This window comes from Rhizobium sp. G187 (assembly GCF_051549525.1).
Classification (GTDB): Bacteria; Pseudomonadota; Alphaproteobacteria; order Rhizobiales; family Rhizobiaceae; genus Allorhizobium.
Genome location: NZ_JBPUGM010000002.1, coordinates 887561 through 906827, shown reverse-complemented (window position 1 = coordinate 906827; position 19267 = coordinate 887561). Strand labels below are relative to the sequence as shown.

Below are 19267 nucleotides of genomic sequence, written 5' to 3'. Positions count from 1 at the left end.
TCCGCCTCGAGAGCCACAGGAACCCGATCATGAAGCTGCTCTTCGCGCCCGCCTCGCCCTACTCCTCCAAAGTTCGCATGGCCGCTCGCCATCTCGGCATCGACCTTGAGGAAATTCGGGTCAACACTGCAGACAATCCGCCGGAATTGGTGGACAACAATCCACTCGGCAAAATCCCGACCCTGATCACCGATGAAGGCCAGGCGATTTTCGATAGCCGAGCCATCATGCAATATCTGCACCGCCTGTCGGACAAGGGCCTCTATCCGAAGAAGGACGAGAAGCGGACGGAGGCAGACGTACTGGAAGCGCTCGCCGACGGGATCTGCGATTGCCTTCTCGCCATTGTGTACGAAAAGCGTTTTCGGCCGCCGGAATTGGTCAGCCAGGACGTGATCGACCGGCAATGGGCCAAGATCAATCGCGGCCTCGATCATCTCGACCGGAATCTCCCGAAACTGGGCAAGAAGCTCAATGGCGGCCACTTTGCGCTGGCCGCCATGCTTGGTTACCTGATGCTGCGCTTTCCCGGCGAATGGGAAAACGGCCGGACCGCGCTTACCGAATGGCCGGCGAAATTCGTCAAGCGTTTCGAGCCCTACCCTGCCCTTCGCCCGAAGGCCTGAGCATTTCTTCTGTCGAAAACGAAAAAAGCCGGGTTTAGAACCCGGCTTTGTTCATTTCGGTCGATCAATCAGATCAGAACTTTACGCCCATACCGACCTTGACGGAGTGGTCGTCGAAGCCCTTGGAGATGGTCGAGCCACCGAGGTTGAAGTCGCGCTTCTGGTAGTCGCTGTAGCGGTACTCCACGCGAGCCGTGATGTTGTCAGTGACGAAGGTTTCAACACCGGCGCCGACCGTGTAACCGGCTGCCAGCTTCTCGTCGTTGCTGCCGCCGCCTTCGAGTTCGTGGTTGGCAACAGCCACACCAGCCGTACCGTAGACGAGAACCGGGTTCAGGTCGTAACCAACGCGGCCGCGGACCGAGCCGTTGACGCCCTGGGTGCCCTTGAGGCTACCGACGCCAACTGCCGAACCAGCAGAACCATCTTCACCGGCGTAGCTGATGTCGGCTTCGCCACCGTAAACGATCGAACCGCTCTGCATGTTGTAACCGCCATAGACGGTGCCGCCGAGGCCATTGGCGTCGCGACCATCGTTCGAGCCGGTGAACTTGCCGAACTCATAAGTGGCAGCGCCACCGACATAGGCGCCGGACCAATCGCCTGCCGGAGCGGAATAGGATTCGGTTGCGGCCGGAGCTTCCGGAGCTTCGTAGATGGCGTCAGCGGCCTGGGCGCCCTGGAACGCTGCGAAAGTGGTTGCCGATGCCAGAAGCACGATCTTGAGAGTGCGCATTTTAGTCTCCTTATCAGTTCGCGGCCGCTCTTAATGCGAACCAACGGCGGCCTGAACGTTGATTGGTAATCCGGTCCGTTCGGATTGTAGATATGAACTCGAATTGAGGAATAGAAAGAGCATAATTGTGAAAACTTTGTGGCAAATTGAGTGCAAATTGAAGATGTTGTCATTTAGACACAAACTATTTGTTAACCTTAACGATTCCTTACTTTCTATACTATAGTTAGTTGGAAATATTACATCCAGCAGCTCCTCCCCTGAACAGAAGCCTCACAGGTGTTTCGATAGAGAATGCTTGCCGGTTCGCCATTGCTGCCCATATACGCCCAGCTGAACACGGAAATTTTCAAGGTTAACGCCATGCAGAAACCACCACACAGGACGGTCCTGGTCACCGGCGCCGCAAAACGACTTGGACGGGCCATTGCGGAAGACTTGGCGCATGCCGGCTTCTCTGTTGCACTGCACGCGAATGGATCGATCGGAGAAGCAGAGGTCGCTGCCCGGGACTTGCGGGCGGCAGGCTGCAATGCGATCGCACTGTCCGCCGATCTCAGTAACATTTCCGAGATCGACACCCTGGTCAGTGAGGCGGCGGCCCAACTTGGGCCGATCGGTGTGCTGGTCAACAATGCTTCGGTCTTCGAGGAAGATGATGCCTACAGCTTTGACGCCGAGCTTTTCGACCGGCACTTCGCCGTCCATGTGCGCGCACCGGCGGCGCTGGGTGCCGCCTTCATGCGGCAGATTGGCGAGGACGGCTCTGGCCTGATCGTCAATATCATCGACCAGCGCGTGCTGGCCCTGAAGCCGACCTTCTTTTCCTACACGCTTTCCAAATCGACGCTCTGGACGGCGACGCGCACAATGGCGCAGGCTTTCTCGCCCCGCGTCCGGGTCAATGCGATCGGCCCCGGACCCAGCCTCATTTCGGAGCGGCAGCGGCCGGAGGACTTTCAGGCGCAAGTCGACAGCCTGCCGCTGAAGCGGGGGCCTTCACTTGCGGAATTCGGGCAGACGATCCGCTTTCTTTTTGACACACCGTCGATCACCGGCCAAATGATCGCCCTAGATGGAGGCCAACATCTGATTTGGGCCGGTCAGGAGATCAATGAATGAGTGGAGGAAAGCTGCCGGATGGCGGCATACTCTATGATGGAACGGAAGAGGACGACGAGGACACAGTTCTCGACGTCGAGCCCGCGCGTGCCGGCATTGAAATCGACTGGCACGAGGACGGACTGGACGAAACGGGCCTGACGGGTGCCGACCTCATCGCCGAGTTCGTCAAACGCCTGCCGAATGCGCCTGGCGTATACCGCATGCTGAACAAGGATGGCGAAGTCATGTATGTCGGCAAGGCGCGCAGCCTGAAAAAACGCGTCAGCAATTATGCGCAAGGCCGGGTGCACTCCAACCGGCTGTCGCGCATGGTGCGCGATACCGTGCATATGGAGTTCGTCACGACCCGCACCGAGGTCGAAGCGCTGCTGCTTGAAGCCAATTTGATCAAGCGTCTGCGGCCCCGCTTCAATGTGCTTCTGCGTGACGACAAGAGCTTTCCCTATATCCTGATCACCGGTGACAGCCGGTCGCCGGCAATCTACAAGCATCGCGGCGCCCGCGCCCGCAAGGGCGATTACTTCGGCCCCTTCGCCTCGGCCAGCGCCGTCGGCCGCACGATCAATTCGCTGCAGCGCGCCTTTCTTCTGCGCACCTGCACCGACAGTGTGTTTGAAAGCCGCACCCGGCCCTGCTTGCTTTATCAAATCAAGCGTTGTTCCGGCCCCTGCACGCATGAAATCAGCGACCAGGACTATGCAGGCCTCGTGCGAGAGGCCAAGGACTTCCTTTCGGGCAAGAGCCAGAACGTCAAGGAAGCCATGGCGCGCACCATGAACGAAGCGGCAGAAGAGCTGGACTTCGAGCGCGCCGCCGTATTCCGCGACCGGCTTGCCGGCCTTTCCCATGTGCAGAGCCATCAGGGCATCAACCCGGCGGGCGTCGAAGAGGCGGATGTCTTTGCCATCCACCACGAGGGCGGACTGTCCTGCATTCAGGTCTTCTTCTTCCGCGCCAGCCAGAACTGGGGCAACCAAGCCTATTTCCCCAAGGCCGATCCCCAACTGACGGCGGCGGAAGTGCTCAATTCCTTCCTGGCGCAGTTCTATGACGACAAGCCGGTGCCACGGCTGATCCTGCTGTCAGAAGAGGTCGAGGAGCAGGAGTTGCTGGCGACGGCCTTGACCGAGAAGGCGGGTCACAAGGTTTCGATCTCCGTTCCGCAGCGCGGCGAGAAAAAGGACCTGCTCGATCACGTCAACGCCAATGCGCGCGAGGCGCATGGCCGCAAGCTGGCGGAAACCGCATCGCAATCGCGCCTGCTGGCAGGGCTCGCAGAGACCTTTGCCCTGCCCTATGTGCCGCGCCGGATCGAGATCTACGATAACTCGCATATCATGGGCACGAATGCCGTCGGCGGCATGGTGGTCGCGGGGCCGGAGGGCTTCGTGAAGGGGCAGTATCGCAAGTTCAACATCAAATCGACCGACATCACGCCCGGCGACGATTTTGGCATGATGCGGGAAGTCATGACACGGCGCTTCTCCCGCCTGCTCAAGGAAGAGGGCAAGCCGGATCGCAGTGTTACGCCTGACGATAGCGCCGATACTGCCTTCCCCGCCTGGCCAGATGTGATCCTGATCGATGGTGGCCAGGGGCAGATGTCCGCCGTGCGCAAGATCCTCGATGAACTCGACATCACCGACAGCGTGATTGCCATCGGTGTTGCCAAGGGCGTCGACCGTGATGCCGGGCGCGAGCGCTTTTTCGTCGCCGGCAAACCCGACTTCACGCTGCCGCCGCGCGATCCCGTGCTCTACTTCATCCAGCGCATGCGGGACGAGGCACACCGGTTTGCAATCGGCTCGCATCGGGCACGGCGCAAGAAGGAGATGGTGAAAAATCCGCTCGACGAGATTTCCGGCATCGGGCCTACGCGCAAGCGGGCGCTTTTGCAGCACTTCGGCACGGCGAAAGCCGTCTCCCGAGCCGCCATCAGCGATCTCATGGCGGTTGAGGGGATTTCGGAGGCCGTTGCCCGCCTGATCTACAACCATTTCCACGAGAACGCGTCGAATTGACGAAAATCCCCCGCCTCGATTCCTGACGTGATATCAGGGGATTTGCAAAACACGAGTTGACGACCCCGCCTATCACTCTCATCTAATGACAGGCAGTTCACAAAGACAGGTCACCATGGCTTCGCGCGCATACAACATTCCCAATCTGCTCACTTACGCCCGCATCCTCGCCGTGCCGTTGATCGTGCTGTGCTTCTTTATCGAGGGCCGGCTGGAATCCTCCGACTTCGCTCGTTGGGCAGGGCTTGCCATCTTCATCGTCGCCTCGATCACCGACTATCTCGACGGCTATCTGGCGCGGATCTGGAATCAGACCTCGAATATCGGCCGAATGCTCGACCCGATCGCCGACAAGTTGCTGATCGCCTCCGTCCTCTTGCTGATGGCGGCCGATGGCACGATCGCCGGCTGGTCGCTCTGGGCGGCCATCACCATTCTGTGCCGCGAGATCCTCGTCTCGGGTCTGCGCGAATATCTGGCGGCCCTCAAGGTCAGCGTACCGGTCACGCAGATCGCCAAGTGGAAGACGGCCGCGCAAATGTTCGCGCTCGCCTTCCTGCTGGCCGGTCCGGCGGGTGACAAGGTTCTGCCCTACACGACCGAGGTCGGCATGACACTGCTTTGGATTGCGGCGATCCTGACCATCTATACCGGCTATGATTACTTCCGCGCCGGCGCCAAGCATATGGTGGACTGAGATGGTGACGCTCGTCTATTTCGCCTGGGTCCGCGAGCGGATCGGCAAAGGCGAGGAGGACATCGACCTGCCCGACAGCGTGAAGACGGCGGGCGACCTGATCGCCCATCTCGCCACGCTCGGGGAAGACTATGCGGAGGCGTTGCGCGTGCCGAACGCCATTCGCGTGGCGGTCAACCAGGAACATGTCGAGCACCATGAGAGCATCGCCGGTGCCCGCGAGATCGGCATATTCCCGCCGATGACGGGCGGCTGAGCCGAACTTACGGGCCCGATCCGGGCGGAGACAGGTCGATGAACGCTGCCGAACCGATCATTCGCGTCCAGTCGGAGGATTTTGATCCGGCTGCGGAGAGCCTCGCACTCACATCGGGCCGGAAAGATATCGGCGCGCTCGTCTCCTTTGTCGGCCTCTGCCGTGATGAGGCAGGAACCCTTTCAGCGCTTGAGCTCGAGCATTATCCCGGGATGGCCGAGGCGGAAATGCGGCGGATCGCCGAGATTGCGATATCCCGCTTCTCGCTTCTTGGTCTCACCGCCATTCACCGCCACGGCCGCATCGAAGCCGGCGGGCAGATCGTGCTGGTTATTGCCGCTGCGCCCCATCGTCAGGCGGCCTTTGACGGGGCCAATTTCGTCATGGATTTTCTCAAGACATCCGCCCCCTTCTGGAAGAAGGAACACGGGCTGGACGGCCAGTCTCGCGACTGGGTCGCTGCCAAGGATGCCGACGACAGCGCAAGGGACCGATGGATCACGGAATGATCCGCTCGCGCCGCGTCACAACTAGCAGGACGACGAGACCCGAGAGCAGGACAGCGTCCCGCCAGATCATCGGGCCATAGGCGCTCCACAGCGTTTCGGCGAAGCCGACTGCCGCGCCGCCAGCTGCCGAACGCAGCGGTCGCGAATATCCGCCAACCGCGGCGACAAGAACAACCTTCAGCCCGAAGACCAGCCCCGCTCCAAAATCCATCGTACCGTAGAGGACTGTGGCGGAGAGACCGCCGACCGCTGCGATTGCAGTTGCTGCCATCAACGAGAGAACGAAGACCCGATCGACCGCGACGCCGCAAAGGCGTGCGGCCAGCGGGTCCTGGCTGACGGCCTGCCACAGCCGCCCTACCCGACTGGTTGACAGCATGACCTGTCCAAGCGCCAGAACGGCGAGCATGATGGCGACATGCAGGACCTGAAGATACGTCAGGCCGAGCGACGTCCCCTCCACCGCTCCGAGCGCGAACACGTCCTGTCCCAGCGGCGGCAGCCAGAGACTGCGCGTTTCAAGCGCCAGGCGCGCGCCTTCCGACAAAAGGATCATCACGGCAAGCGAGGCCACGATGATGGCGTTCGGTGACTGTCGGGAGAGCGGCCGAACGACATGCCGCGCAACCCATGCCCCGGCAAGCATGGCATAGAGGAAACCTGCGGCGAGACCGAGTGCGAGGGCCGCCGGCAGGATCAGGTAGAGGCGGTTCCATCCATAGTCGAAGAAGAGAAGGCAGATTTGCCCGGCAAAGGCAGTGAAGGCGCCGAAGGCTATATCGGGTCTATGGGTCACGCCAAAGGCCAACGCATAGCCAAAGGCCAGGCAGGCATAGAGGCTGGCAACCGGCAGCGCATTCAGAAGCTGTTGCAGCAGATAGGCCATCAATCCCTCCCTCGACTTTTATAACTGACAAAAGCGCTTTTACCAGTTATATTTGATCAATGACCTTCTCATGGACCCCTCACCGCTTCGCAGGCGGCGCGCTGGCGCTCGATGTGGCCAATAGCGTCATCCTGCGGCATGATCCGGGGGCGCGGCGCGATCGCTTCGCTGTGCCGACGCAACTTTCGGATTTTGCCGAGGCGGCAAGCCATCTCTGTGCCGAACACACCAGGTTCGGGCCCTTCCTGCCGCTTCTGGTCGGAAACGAGCCGCTCTTTCTGCATCTGCGCGAGGCGATCGACGCTTACTTCCGGTCGCGCATTCTGGAGGGCGAGGACCGGCAGAAGCTGGCGGCTCTGCTGGAGGCCATCGCTTCGGCGCTGCGTGCATCGCCAACAGACAGCCACCTTGACGCAGCGACAGCCCGATCGGCGCTCGGGCTGATCTGCGAACCCGAGCCGGAGCGTGTGAAAATCTGCGGCAATTGCGGCTGGTTGTTCATCGACCGCAGCAAGAACCGCAGCCGCAGCTGGTGCGACATGGCCGTCTGCGGCAACCGGGTCAAGGCCAACCGGCACTATCACCGCCGCAAAGGAGATGCTGCGCCATGAAGGCCGTGTGTGGGGGAATGCTCCTGATCGTGATGTTGACCGTCTTTCCGGCCTGTCAGCGGGAAGATGCAGTCGAACCGCTGAAGTTAAGCGGCAAGGTGTTCATCTTTAATTATCGGATCGCGCAGGCAACTTATGTCCTCACGCTCGCCCGCAATGGTCCGCTGCCCGATCCGAGCTATGTGGAGGCACGTTATGAAAACCCGGCTGGCGGCGCGGCGCTCATCACCCGCAGTCAGATTTTTCCCTTCTGGGACAAGATCTCGCTGGAAAGTCCCCCTGTGCATTGCGTGGTCAAGGGACGGCCTTATGCGGTATCGATCCGGGTGACCGACGGCCAGAACGTAACGCTGCAAGAGATCGAAACCACCCTCACCTCGACCCTCGACCAGAGCCTGCTTCCGGGCAAACCGCTGGTCATCGGGCCGGTCTATACGCCCAATCCGGAGGTCTATAATTCGGAAGGCGAAGCTGACTATGCACAGGAAGATTGCCGGACAGGCGCGCCTGCCAACAAGTGAAGCCTGTCAGCTCCTCGCGACACGGAACCTGCCGGGCATGAAAAAACCGGAGCCTTTCGACCCCGGTTCTTGTTATGCATCAGTCACTTGAGCCATCGGGCTCAAATCTTGATTCAGCCGACGATTTCGGTGTCGGAGAACCAGTACTTGATTTCTTCGGCAGCGGTTTCCGGAGCGTCCGAACCGTGAACCGAGTTCTCGCCGATGGAGAGAGCGTGGGTCTTGCGGATGGTGCCTTCCTCAGCGTTGGCCGGGTTGGTCGCGCCCATGATTTCGCGGTTCTTCAGGATGGCGTTTTCGCCTTCGAGAACCTGAACGACGGTCGGGCCCGACGTCATGCCTTCAACCAGTTCGCCGAAGAAAGGGCGATCCTTGTGGACTGCGTAGAAGCCTTCAGCTTCGCGGGTCGACATCCAGACGCGCTTGGAAGCAACGACCCGCAGGCCGGCGTCTTCAAGCATCTTGGTGATTGCGCCCGTGAGGTTGCGCTTCGTTGCATCCGGCTTGATCATCGAGAAGGTGCGTTCAATCGCCATCTGTCTCATCCTTGTTTGTGTCATCGGGAAAGTGGGCGGTATCTAACCGCCCCGAATCACGAAGACAAGAGGGGTCCGGCAATTTCACCGGGCCGTCACAAATGGGTCAGGCAATCTGGCGGGCAGCCTGATCGTGCAGATCGAGCAAGTGGCCGAACCAGATCGAGACCGGGTCATCGGATGCGAGATGGATCGACCCTGTCGTGATGCGCAGCCATTGCAGGGCGCCGAAGACGATGTAGTCGGCAAACAGGGGCGTGTCGCCGCCGATGAAGGGCTGATGGGCGAGCATATGGCGCAGGGGCTGGAGGTGTGCTGGCCAGGCCGCAATCGCCGTTTCGCGATCAGCTGCGAAATCCTCCAGCGTCCGTCCCAGTCGTTGCTCCCGGCTCTTTCGGAAATAGTCCTGATCGACGGGCGCCAGCATGGCGTGAATGTCGGGAAGTGCGATCCGCGTGATGGCCGGATGCACGATTTGCTGTGCATAGCCTTCAACCAGGCGGGCCGCTGCCCGGCCACCTTCCCCGCGAAACAGGCTCGGGGCCTCAGGATAGGCGTCTTCGAGATAGAGTGCGATCGCAAAGCTGTCGGAGACGAGGTGCTGGTCGTCGCGCAGGATCGGCACCGTGCGCGATACTCCCTCCTCTACAGCTGGGATGGCAGTGAACGCGAGCGGGCGCTCCTCGAAATCCAGGCCCTTGTGGCGCAGTGCCATCACCACCTTCCAGCAATGGGGTGAAAAGGGCCGCGTCTCGTCGACGCCGCAGAGGGAATAGAGGGTGATCGCCATATTTGGTCTCCGACTGGATCGAAAGCCGGATGATGGCCGAGAGAGCGGGCGGGGACAATTCAGGAGATTTGATGGATATCGCACTGAAACGCGCGGTCCAGCTGCCCGAGGTCTGCGCCAATGCTCACACCACAGACGACAACGGCCCCGACCGCTTGCGCAATCGGGGCCGTTCCAACAGGCAACGATCAGGCGACGCGAGCGAAGGTCTGCGTGCCGTTCGAGAGATTGAACATGGCCATCAGCTTTTCCAGCTGCTGCGCCTCGTTGGAGAGCTGCTGGGCTGCACCGGAGGATTCCTCAACCATGGCTGCGTTCTGCTGGGTGTTGCGGTCGATATGGCCGATTGCCGAGTCGATTTCGGTAAGACCCGTCGATTGGTCACGCGCACCGGCAACAATCTTGCCGACCTCTCCGCTGATCGAATTGACCTCGTCAGCGATGGTGCGCAGGGCCTCACCGGCCTGGTCGACAAGCGCCACACCGTGCTTTACCTGATCCGCCGAGGAATTGATCAGCTGCTTGATTTCCTTGGCTGCCTGCGCAGAGCGCTGAGCAAGCTCGCGGACTTCCTGAGCGACGACAGCAAAGCCCTTGCCCGCTTCACCAGCACGAGCAGCCTCGACACCAGCATTCAGCGCCAGAAGATTGGTCTGGAATGCAATCTCATCGATGACAGAGATGATCTGGCTGATTTCCTGAGACGACGATTCAATGCGGCTCATGGCCTCAACGGCATCGGTCACGATCGTACCCGACCGCTGCGCGCCCTGGCGCGCATGATCGACCAGTTTGCCAACATTGTCGGCGATACCAGCCGTATCGCGGACCGTCTTCATCATGATCGTCAGCGCACTCGCCGTTTCCTCGACAAAGGCGGCCTGGCGTTCTGTCCGTTCGGACAATTGACCGCTGGCTGACGTGATCTGGGCCGAGCCATGCTGCACAACATGCACCGCACCACGGACCTGGGACACGACGCGCTCAAGATTTTGCAGCGAGGCATTGAACGAGATACGCAACGCGTCGAGCGCGTCCGGGAAGGCGGTCTCGATCCGGCAGGATAGATCTCCTGCCGCGAGGCGAGCGAGGGCTGCATCAAGCGTCTGGACCACGACGCGCGTTGCTTCTGCCTGGCGTGCCTTTTCTTCTTCTCGCTTGTCCCGCTCCCGGGCCGCGGCCAGATCAGAGGCCCGAACCTGTTCAGACATCTCACGGGTCGAGCGCTCTGCAGCCGTCGCAGCGGCCACGGCCTCTTCCGATGCGACGAAGGCGGTAACAACCGCATGGACCAGTGCAATCAGCACTGCACTCTGCAGGATCAGGACGACCGCATGCAAAAGGACACGGCTGAAATCGGATTCCCCAGGGAAGACCGCTGCCGGCAACAGGAAGTAAATGACCGTGTGGTGGAGTGCGACCAGGCCCGCGTAGCCAACGATCGCACGCCAGTCGATCCAAATCGCGCAGATGGCCAAGGTTGCGAAGAAATACATGTGGATGTCGATCTGAAGCGGCGAGCCTTCGAAGGCCAGCACGAGCAACGCGACCATGGCTGCCTGCCCCATCGAGGTTACAAGGCGCGTCGTCGGCCCGGTCCGGTCACGCAGCCAGATCATGGTCGAGAGACCGACAATCGCTGCACCAGCAACGAGGGCCATAAGATCCATGCCAGCCTCGCGCAAACCCAGACGAGCGGCCAGCAGCGCCAGATTCACCCATAGGAGCGAGATGATGGCCGTTCCGGCCCAACCACGAAGTTTCGCCAGTGCATTCATTTCAGGTCTCCTTCGCGCAACCGAGCGCGAGTCGATGATTAAGAACAAGTATCGCCCCGGCCCCGCGCAGTCGCTCGGCGAAGGTCAATTCGGGGGAATAGGCAACGGATATCCAGGGCAAGCGTCCGCTCCAGACAAAGCTTCCCCCGGCTTGTGCGATCGTCTGCATGTTGGCTGCAGCGCCACCATCAGGCGATGTGATCACCATGACGAACCGCCCCGTGGGCCGCGCGTAAACTGTGGTCACAAGAGAGAAGAACAGGAGCAACGCCGCAAAAACGATCTTCAGATCGAGCGGAGATGCGTCGGGTCTATGTCCACAATCTGCCATGTCTGATGATCTGCGATGTCCGTTCCAGATGCCTGTGTAGCATCACTTTTATTTCATTTTTTCTAATTTATCGTTAAGTTGCAGGTCGATAAGCCAGATCAATAGAAACGAGCATCGAAGGAGTTATTCATTAACTGTCGAAGGGGAAATTGCGCATCAGCGGCAGTGGGTTAACCCGATTTCAAAGGCGATGTGATCATCATTGTCGCAAAGAGCAAAAAGGGATTTTCGAAGTATGACGCAGGAAGGCGCAACATCGCCGGTCGGAGGCGGACGGCAAGGCGGAGCAGACCGGCTACACCGTGTGGCCGGCTTCATGGCGAAACACCAGATCGAGGGCCTGCCGCGAAACTTCGAGCTCATTCATGAAGCCCTTTACGGCCGCAATCCGCCACTGGCGCGCGAACTTGCGGCACTGGGCAATACCATTACCCAGACAGCCCTCGACCAGATCGGCCTGAAGCATCATGTGCTCGGCCATTGCGGGCTTGCGGAGAAAAAGCTGCACAGCCAGGCGATCGCGACACTGCGGCGGATCGAGGAGAAAATCTCCCTCGGCATCATGCAGAAAATGGCCTATGCACGCGGACTGGAAACCATTCAGCATTCCGTGCGTGAAGATAGCGCTCGCAGTGTTTCCGAACTGATCGAAGAGCTGGAATTCCTTGAAGTCGCGACCCGCGACTTGCTGTCGGCCGAAACCGAGATCGAACAGGTGCTGCGCGGCGGTATCGAGGAACTCAACACCAACAACCGCACTGTCGAGGCTGCCCGCAGCCTCACCACACGCGACCGGCTGACGGGCCTGCCGAACCGGCTGTCGCTGGTCAACCGGCTTGAAGCGCTGTTCGAGACCGGTGTTGCCGGGGTCTCGACCGCTCTGATCCTCGTCGACATCAACGATTTTCGCCAGATCAACCAGCAATATGGCGAGGAAGCCGGAAACCGAATCCTGAAGCGCCTGGCGTCAATCTTCCGCAAGACGATCAAGAAGCATGATTTTGTCGCCCGTTCCGGTGGAGACGAATTCGCCTTCCTGTTCAGCGACGTCACGTCGAAAGACGCCTATGCGATTGCAGAGCGACTGCATGCCGCTGTCGAGGACAATCTCGTCTTTGCCGCCGAGCATAAGGGCGGACAGACATCGCTTGAGCTCTCGATCGGCTTTGCCATGAGTGACGACGCGGATTACGCCATGCAGATGATCGCCTGCGCGGAGGCAGCCCTTGCCGTGGCGCATGGTAATACGCGTCAGCCGATCGCCGGCTACAAGGGTGAGAAGAACAGCCAGGCGGCCAGACCCGCCGCCTGACGCCGCTGGAGCTCGAAGGAAGACATCCGGCGCAGAAGAGCCCTGATGAATTCACCGGTTTCAACCCCTATTGAATGTTCCGCCGGTTGAGCGAGCTCGCAAGAGGTCTCGCCCCTTGAAAGCGTCGCGGCTTTCGGCCAAAAGCCAGAGCCATGATCACCATCAACGATATCTCCGCCCGCATTGCCGGACGCCTCCTCATCGACCACGCGACCGTCTCGCTGCCGAGCGGCACCAAGGCAGGCCTCGTCGGCAAGAACGGGGCCGGCAAGTCGACCCTGTTCCGGATCATCACCGGCGACCTCTCCGCTGAGAGCGGCAATGTTGCGATCCCGAAGAATGCCCGGATCGGCCAGGTGGCTCAGGAAGCGCCGGGCACCGAGGACTCGCTGATCTCCATCGTGCTGGCGGCCGACAAGGAACGCGCCGCCCTGCTCGCTGAAGCGGAAACCGCGACCGATCCTAACCGCATCGCCGAGATCCAGACCCGGCTTGCCGATATCGGCGCCCATTCGGCAGAGGCGCGGGCGGCCACAATCCTGTCAGGCCTCGGCTTCGACCACGAGGCGCAGCTTCGTCCCGCCTCCTCCTTCTCCGGCGGCTGGCGCATGCGCGTGGCGCTGGCGGCCGTTCTGTTTTCCGAGCCAGACCTACTTCTGCTCGACGAACCGACCAACTATCTCGACCTTGAGGGCACGCTCTGGCTTGAAGATTACGTGCGCCGCTATCCTCATACCGTCATCATCATCAGCCATGACCGCGATCTGCTGAACACCGCCGTCAATTCGATCATCCATCTCGACCAGAAGAAGCTCACGCTTTATCGCGGCGGCTATGACAGCTTCGAGCGGCAAAAGGCCGAAAACGACGAGTTGCAGACCAAGGCCAAGGCGAAGAATGATGCGGCGCGCAAACATCTGCAGAGCTTCATCGACCGCTTCCGTGCCAAGGCGACCAAGGCCAAGCAGGCACAGAGCCGCATCAAGGCGCTGGAGCGCATGGGCACGGTTGCTGCGGTGATCGAAGACCACATCAATCCAATCACCTTCCCGAAGCCGGAAAAGCAGCCCGCCTCCCCTATCGTTGCGGTGTCGGGCGGCCTGGTCGGCTATGAACCGGGCAAACCCATCCTGAAGAATCTCAATCTGCGGATCGACAATGACGACCGGATCGCGCTTCTCGGCTCGAACGGCAATGGCAAGTCGACCTTCGCCAAATTCATCTCCGGACGCCTCGAAGCGCAAGGGGGACAGCTGAAGACGGCTTCGAGCCTGAAGATCGGCTTCTTCGCCCAGCACCAGCTGGATGACCTGATCCCGAACGAAAGCCCCGTCGACCACGTTCGTCGGCTGATGCCGCTGGAGCCGGAAGCCAAGGTGCGGGCCCGCGTCGCGCAAATGGGCTTGGCGACAGAGAAAATGGAGACAGCGGCCAAGGATCTCTCGGGTGGCGAAAAAGCCCGCCTTCTGATGGGCCTTGCGGCCTTCCACGCGCCGAACCTGCTCATCCTCGACGAGCCGACCAACCATCTCGATATCGACAGCCGCAAGGCACTCATCGAGGCGCTGAACGACTATGAAGGCGCCGTCATCCTGATCTCTCATGACCGCCACCTGATCGAAGCGACGGTCGACCGGCTGTGGCTGGTCAACAACGGCACGGTCACCAGCTTCGATGGTGACATGGAAGAGTATCGAAACCTGATCATCGCGTCGGCCAGGCGGCCGGTGGAAAAGAGCAAGGACGATGCAGGTGCCGAGACCGTCAACAAGGCAGAGCAACGTAAAGCTGCTGCCGAGAAGCGTGCCAGCTTCGCGCCACTGAAGAAAAAGATCAATGAAATCGAACTTTTGACGAAAAAGCTGGAGACATTGATTCAAGCGCTCGACAGGGAACTTGCCGATCCTGCCTTGTATGAGAAGGCCCCTGCCAAGGCCGCGGAGAAGGCGAAGCAGCGTGGCGAGGCTGCGGCCAAGCTCTCTGCTGCAGAGGAGCAATGGCTTGAGCTTTCCGCCGAGTATGAAGATGCGATGTCAGGGTGAAACCGTCTGGCTCGGCGAAATCAAGAAGCCTGAAAAAGCAACCAATACGCGATAACTTGTAAAGACCCCTGCGATAAATCCGCTGCGTCTCCGTCGTTTCTGCTGAATATCAGCAAGAAATATTGAATATTCATGGTATCTTTCGAAACCATGGCGAGCATTTTAGTAAAATTTTAAGTCCAGACCCACATCATCGACGCGAGTTTCTTCGTCGCTGCAATTCAGGGTTCGTTCAGGCGTGCGCAACAAAGCACGCCAACAATCCCATTCATTACTGCTCCAAGCCCCGACCGGACACCTGTTTTGGCGGTCTGGAAGCGCAAGCGAGTGAGCGACGAAGACAAAAGGATGCAAGCCGCCGTGGCAATGGAGCTACGGCTCTCGCTTACCGAGGCCAGCAACATGAGGTTGCCGCCCGTTTGATCGGAATACTCGGAATGTTGAAGAACTCCCTGTCCATCAAAGCCTCCCTTCTTGGCGCCTATCTTGCTCTCGTTTCTCTTCTCGTCATCCAGGGCGGGTTCGGGATCTGGTCAATGAACGGCGTGTTCTACAATGTCGAAGGCTTGGCAAAGACGTCGGTGCCGGCCATCGACATCACCAATCGCCTGAACATCTCGATTGCCAATCTGAGAGGTCTGCAGACTCGCCATATTCTCAGCACCACGCCGGAAGCCCTGAAGGCGGCCGATGAAGCCGTCGCCAAGGAAGTTTCGAAGCTGCAAACGCGGATGGCCCGCTATGAGGCGATGATCAGCCTGCCCGAGGAGCGCCCTGCATTCGAAGGGTTCAAGCGCAGCGCCGAAGCCTATATCGCAGCAGGAGATCGAATGCTCGCCCTTTCCCGCTCTGGCGACAAGGCGGCGGCGTCCGCTCTGCTCACCGGAGAGATGGTACTTGCCTATGACGAGATGGATGCGCATGCGGACACCTTCCGCGACGCGAATGTTGCCGCGGCCGATGCCATGTATGAAGCCAGCGCGTCGAGTTTCCATGTCTCGCTGCTCAGCAATGTCGCCTTGCTGTTTGCCGGTGTCATGGCAGGCATTGCCGCCATGGTGTTCGTCTCCCGCGATGTGACGAAGCCAATCGAGCGGATTACCCGGGTTATGGCGAAGCTCGCTCGGAGTGAGTTCGAGACCGACATCGCCTATCTCGACCGACAGAATGAAATCGGAGACATGGCGCGGGCCGTCGATGTCTTCAAACAGAACGGGCTCAGGGTGCGAGAGATGAACGCGCAGGAGCACCGTATGAAGCAGCGCTGCGACGAGTTGCAACAGAGCATTGGCGAAGTCTGCGCGGCGGCCATCGCCGGTGATTTCTCGCGGCGGATCGAGCGTGATTTCGAGTTTCCCGACCTCAACGCCTTTGCATCCTCGATGAACGAACTTGTTCGCTCCATAGGGTCGGGTCTCGCCGAAACCCGCAGGGTCGTCGCCTCCCTGTCCGAAGGGGATTTGACCGATGCCATGCGCGGTGATTTCCAGGGTGCGTTTGCCGAGCTGCAAGGGAACGTGAATGGCACGATGCAGGTGCTGAAGACGGTTGTCGCTGAAGTCCGGACGTCCATCGAACAAATTCAATCCGGCTCTGGCGAACTGCGTTTTGCATCCGACGATCTGGCCAAGCGGACCGAGCAACAGGCCGCAGCCCTTGAGGAAACCTCGTCGGCACTCGAAGAAATCACAGCAGCCGTCAAGCAATCAACGTCCACGGCACTGGAAGCCACCAGGATGGTGGACGAGGCACGACGCAGCTCCGAGCAATCGAGTGCGGTGGTGCAGGATGCGGTTGCCGCCATGGGCCGCATCGAGCAAGCCTCCGGCGAAATCGGCAAGATCATCAACGTGATCGACGAAATCGCTTTCCAGACCAACCTGCTTGCACTCAATGCAGGCGTCGAGGCCGCCCGTGCCGGCGAAGCGGGCAAAGGCTTTGCGGTCGTTGCTCAGGAGGTGCGCGAGCTTGCCCAGCGATCGGCGGGTGCGGCGAAGGATATCAAGTCTCTCGTGACACGGTCGGGAGAGGAAGTCGGGATCGGCGTTCGGCTCGTGACGGCCACAGGCGAGGCCTTGGCCAGCATCCGCGACCACGTGATGCACATCAACGAGTCCGTCTACCAGATCGCCGCAGCGGCCAAGGAGCAGTCCCACAAGCTTCAGGAAGTCAACACGGCGGTGGGGCAGATGGATCATGTGACACAGCGCAACGCCGCTATGGTCGAGGAGACCACCGCTGCCACCAACCGCCTTGCCGACGACGCCGTCAACCTTACCCGGTTGATTAGCCATTTCCACCTTGATCAGGCCGACAAGCGGGCGGCCTCACCAGGGCCTGGTTCTCGAAATATGACGCCCCCACGCGATGCGCAGCGAATGGCCTCCGTCGCCTGACGTTGTGAGACGTCAACCAAAAGGGGCTGCGCCCGGCGCAGCCCCTTTCCTTTGTCAGGCTTTTTTCTCCCACCGCCCTTCGGGCGACTGCTGCCAGTATGTGAGCTTGTGGCCCTCGCCTTTCAACTTCTTCCATTGCGCCCGGGCTGCATCCAGCTGAACCGCATCGTATCCGTCAAAGACAAAAACAACGCGCTCATAATCCAACGCCTCGGGTGGCTCGGCGCCATCGACGAGGAAACGGACCGTGGCACCGTTCGGATTGTCCTGTGAGACGGTGAGCAACACTGGCTGGCGGTCTGCCATCGCCCCCTCTTCCGTGCCATGCGGCAGGAAGCTGTCGTCGCGAAACGTCCACAAATGCGCATCCAGCGCATCGCGCCGCTCGATCTCACGGGTCTGCACCGCAACCTTCCAGCCACGCTCGACGCTCTTCTCCAAAAGCGGCGGAAGCGCGTCTTCGAGTTTCGACTCGGTCAAATGGTAGAAGAGGACTTCCGCCATGCAGCACTCCTCGCCCTGTCTCAGGCCTCGTAATTGGCACGCACGAGTTCGTCGAGAAGGCGCACGCCATAGCCTGAGCCCCAGGACTGGTTGATCTCGTCGCTTGGCGAGCCCATGGCTGTGCCGGCGATGTCGAGATGCGCCCAGGGCGTATCCTTGACGAAGCGCTTGAGGAACTGGGCAGCCGTGATCGAGCCGGCATGACGGCCGCCGGTGTTCTTCATGTCGGCGAACTTCGAGTCGATCATCTTGTCGTAGTCTTTGCCGAGCGGCATGCGCCAGAGACGTTCGTTTGTCGAAAGTCCCGCCGCAAGCAGCTTCTCGGATAGGGCATCGTCATTCGAAAACAGGCCGGCATGGAGATTGCCGAGGGCCACGAGAATGGCGCCGGTCAGCGTTGCCAGATCGATCATGAAGGCGGGTTCGAAGCGATCGTTGCAATACCAGAGCGCGTCGCAGAGCACGAGGCGACCCTCGGCATCGGTGTTGATGACCTCAATCGTCTGACCGGACATGGATGTCACGATGTCGCCGGGACGTTGGGCGTTTCCGTCCGGCATGTTTTCAACGAGGCCGATGATGCCAATCGCGTTGACCTTGGCCTTGCGGGCGGCAAGCACATGCATGAGGCCGGTGACCGCGGCAGCGCCACCCATATCACCCTTCATGTCTTCCATGCCGCCGGCCGGCTTGATCGAGATGCCGCCAGTGTCGAAGACGACGCCCTTGCCGATGAACGCCACCGGCTTTTCCTTGGCCTTGCCCCCCTTCCACTGCATGACCACCAGACGCGGCGGTCGCACCGATCCTTGCGAGACACCGAGAAGCGCCCCCATGCCGAGCTTCTTCATCTCCTTCTCGGTCAGGATCTCGATTTCGACACCGAGCTTTTCCAGTTCCTTGGCCTTCGCGGCGAACTCGACCGGTCCGAGCACATTGGCAGGCTCGTTGACGAGGTCACGGGCAATCACAACGCCTTCGGCGACGGCCTGGGCATCGGCAAAGGCCTTCTTGGCCGCCGACGCTTCTGCCGTCACGATCGTGACCTTGACGGTCTTGGCATCCTTCTTGTCGTCCTCATCCACCTTCTTGTCGGTCTTGTAGCGGTCGAACTTGTAGCTGCGCAGGATCATTCCAAGGGCAAAATCCGCAACTGCCTTGGGGGAAACCTCGGTGCCGGGGACATCAAGGAAGATCGTGACGGTGTCGGCGCGTTTCAGCTGAGCTGCCGCGGCGCCGCCAGCTTTCAGCCAGTCATGGCCCGACAAGGCTTCCGCCTTGCCAAGGCCAAGCACCAGAATGCGATCAGCCGGCGATCCATGCGGGGCGAGGATATCGAGGACTGCCATCGACTTTCCCGTAAATTTTGCGATCCCGGCTGCGCGGTCGTAGACATCGGCAGGGTCAACCTCGGCCAGGCCGGAGGGCTTGTCTTCACCCGAGCACTTCAGAAGAACGGCAAGCCCACCGGATACGGCGTGAGACTTTGCGAAGGACAGGGCGAGTTTGACAGACATAAGCTCTCCAATGAAACTGCAGATCATGCGGAACGTGGCGCGATCATGGCCTTTTCAGTGGCGATAGCAAGGC

18 protein-coding genes are annotated in these 19267 nt (G+C 60.2%); 11 read left to right on the top strand and 7 right to left on the bottom strand.

The window, feature by feature from the left end:
- Positions 1–29 precede the first annotated feature (29 nt).
- A complete protein-coding gene (locus ACSV9I_RS09190; protein WP_054159871.1) occupies positions 30–626 on the top strand; it encodes a glutathione S-transferase family protein in 597 nt (198 codons plus the stop codon).
- A 73-nt stretch (positions 627–699) separates the two neighbouring features.
- On the opposite strand, the gene ACSV9I_RS09185 is transcribed toward ACSV9I_RS09190, so the two are convergent.
- Positions 700–1362, bottom strand: a complete 663-nt coding sequence (locus ACSV9I_RS09185) for an outer membrane protein (protein WP_054159870.1) — start codon at positions 1360–1362, stop codon at positions 700–702.
- Between the two features lie 363 nt (positions 1363–1725).
- Here ACSV9I_RS09185 and ACSV9I_RS09180 point away from each other — a divergent pair, with 363 nt between their 5' ends.
- From ACSV9I_RS09180 to ACSV9I_RS09160, 5 genes are all read left to right on the top strand, one after another.
- Positions 1726–2484 carry an SDR family oxidoreductase gene (locus tag ACSV9I_RS09180; RefSeq protein ID WP_438328487.1) on the top strand — a complete coding sequence of 253 codons (759 nt, stop codon included), beginning with the start codon at positions 1726–1728 and terminating at the stop codon, positions 2482–2484.
- Positions 2481–4508 (top strand): excinuclease ABC subunit UvrC, encoded by a 2028-nt coding sequence (gene uvrC, locus ACSV9I_RS09175; RefSeq protein ID WP_438328486.1) that lies wholly within the window; start codon positions 2481–2483, stop codon positions 4506–4508. The genes ACSV9I_RS09180 and uvrC overlap by 4 nt, the downstream gene beginning before the upstream one ends.
- Positions 4509–4623: 115 nt before the next feature.
- Positions 4624–5205: a CDP-diacylglycerol--glycerol-3-phosphate 3-phosphatidyltransferase gene (gene pgsA, locus ACSV9I_RS09170; protein WP_054159868.1), complete on the top strand. Its 582-nt coding sequence runs from the start codon at positions 4624–4626 to the stop codon at positions 5203–5205.
- Position 5206: 1 nt separating this feature from the next.
- Positions 5207–5461, top strand: a complete 255-nt coding sequence (gene moaD, locus ACSV9I_RS09165; protein WP_438328484.1) for a molybdopterin converting factor subunit 1 — start codon at positions 5207–5209, stop codon at positions 5459–5461.
- A 38-nt stretch (positions 5462–5499) separates the two neighbouring features.
- Positions 5500–5970 (top strand): molybdenum cofactor biosynthesis protein MoaE, encoded by a 471-nt coding sequence (locus ACSV9I_RS09160; RefSeq protein WP_438328482.1) that lies wholly within the window; start codon positions 5500–5502, stop codon positions 5968–5970.
- On the opposite strand, the gene ACSV9I_RS09155 is transcribed toward ACSV9I_RS09160, so the two are convergent.
- Positions 5960–6856, bottom strand: coding sequence for a branched-chain amino acid ABC transporter permease (locus ACSV9I_RS09155; protein WP_438328481.1), 897 nt, complete (start codon positions 6854–6856; stop codon positions 5960–5962). The two genes, ACSV9I_RS09160 and ACSV9I_RS09155, sit on opposite strands and share 11 nt — an antisense overlap.
- Positions 6857–6915: 59 nt before the next feature.
- On the opposite strand from ACSV9I_RS09155, the gene ACSV9I_RS09150 reads away from it, so the two are divergent.
- Together ACSV9I_RS09150 and ACSV9I_RS09145 are read left to right on the top strand one after the other, a co-directional pair.
- A complete protein-coding gene (locus ACSV9I_RS09150; protein WP_438328479.1) occupies positions 6916–7467 on the top strand; it encodes a CGNR zinc finger domain-containing protein in 552 nt (183 codons plus the stop codon).
- Entirely contained in the window at positions 7464–7988 is a 525-nt protein-coding gene (locus ACSV9I_RS09145) for a hypothetical protein (protein WP_438328478.1), read from the top strand. The genes ACSV9I_RS09150 and ACSV9I_RS09145 overlap by 4 nt, the downstream gene beginning before the upstream one ends.
- A 113-nt stretch (positions 7989–8101) precedes the next feature.
- Here the strand turns inward: ACSV9I_RS09145 and ndk are convergent, their stop codons facing one another.
- The 3 genes from ndk to ACSV9I_RS09130 form a co-directional block, all read right to left on the bottom strand.
- Positions 8102–8524: a nucleoside-diphosphate kinase gene (gene ndk / locus ACSV9I_RS09140; protein ID WP_438328477.1), complete on the bottom strand. Its 423-nt coding sequence runs from the start codon at positions 8522–8524 to the stop codon at positions 8102–8104.
- 106 nt (positions 8525–8630) lie between these two features.
- Positions 8631–9314, bottom strand: a complete 684-nt coding sequence (locus ACSV9I_RS09135) for a glutathione S-transferase family protein (RefSeq protein WP_438328476.1) — start codon at positions 9312–9314, stop codon at positions 8631–8633.
- 188 nt (positions 9315–9502) lie between these two features.
- Entirely contained in the window at positions 9503–11092 is a 1590-nt protein-coding gene (locus ACSV9I_RS09130; RefSeq protein ID WP_438328475.1) for a methyl-accepting chemotaxis protein, read from the bottom strand.
- 566 nt (positions 11093–11658) lie between these two features.
- On the opposite strand from ACSV9I_RS09130, the gene ACSV9I_RS09125 reads away from it, so the two are divergent.
- The 3 genes from ACSV9I_RS09125 to ACSV9I_RS09115 all read left to right on the top strand — a co-directional run bounded on the left by ACSV9I_RS09125 (position 11659) and on the right by ACSV9I_RS09115 (position 17173).
- A complete protein-coding gene (locus tag ACSV9I_RS09125; RefSeq protein ID WP_438328474.1) occupies positions 11659–12735 on the top strand; it encodes a GGDEF domain-containing protein in 1077 nt (358 codons plus the stop codon).
- A gap of 152 nt (positions 12736–12887) precedes the next feature.
- On the top strand, positions 12888–14777 hold the full coding sequence (locus ACSV9I_RS09120) for an ABC-F family ATP-binding cassette domain-containing protein (protein WP_438328473.1): 1890 nt from the start codon (positions 12888–12890) through the stop codon (positions 14775–14777).
- Positions 14778–15214: 437 nt separating this feature from the next.
- A complete protein-coding gene (locus tag ACSV9I_RS09115) occupies positions 15215–17173 on the top strand; it encodes a HAMP domain-containing methyl-accepting chemotaxis protein (RefSeq protein WP_438328472.1) in 1959 nt (652 codons plus the stop codon).
- A 54-nt stretch (positions 17174–17227) separates the two neighbouring features.
- Here the strand turns inward: ACSV9I_RS09115 and ACSV9I_RS09110 are convergent, their stop codons facing one another.
- Both ACSV9I_RS09110 and ACSV9I_RS09105 read right to left on the bottom strand, forming a co-directional pair.
- Positions 17228–17677, bottom strand: a complete 450-nt coding sequence (locus ACSV9I_RS09110; protein WP_054159855.1) for a DNA polymerase III subunit chi — start codon at positions 17675–17677, stop codon at positions 17228–17230.
- Positions 17678–17697: 20 nt separating this feature from the next.
- Positions 17698–19194, bottom strand: a complete 1497-nt coding sequence (locus ACSV9I_RS09105; RefSeq protein WP_438328471.1) for a leucyl aminopeptidase — start codon at positions 19192–19194, stop codon at positions 17698–17700.
- Positions 19195–19267 lie beyond the last annotated feature (73 nt).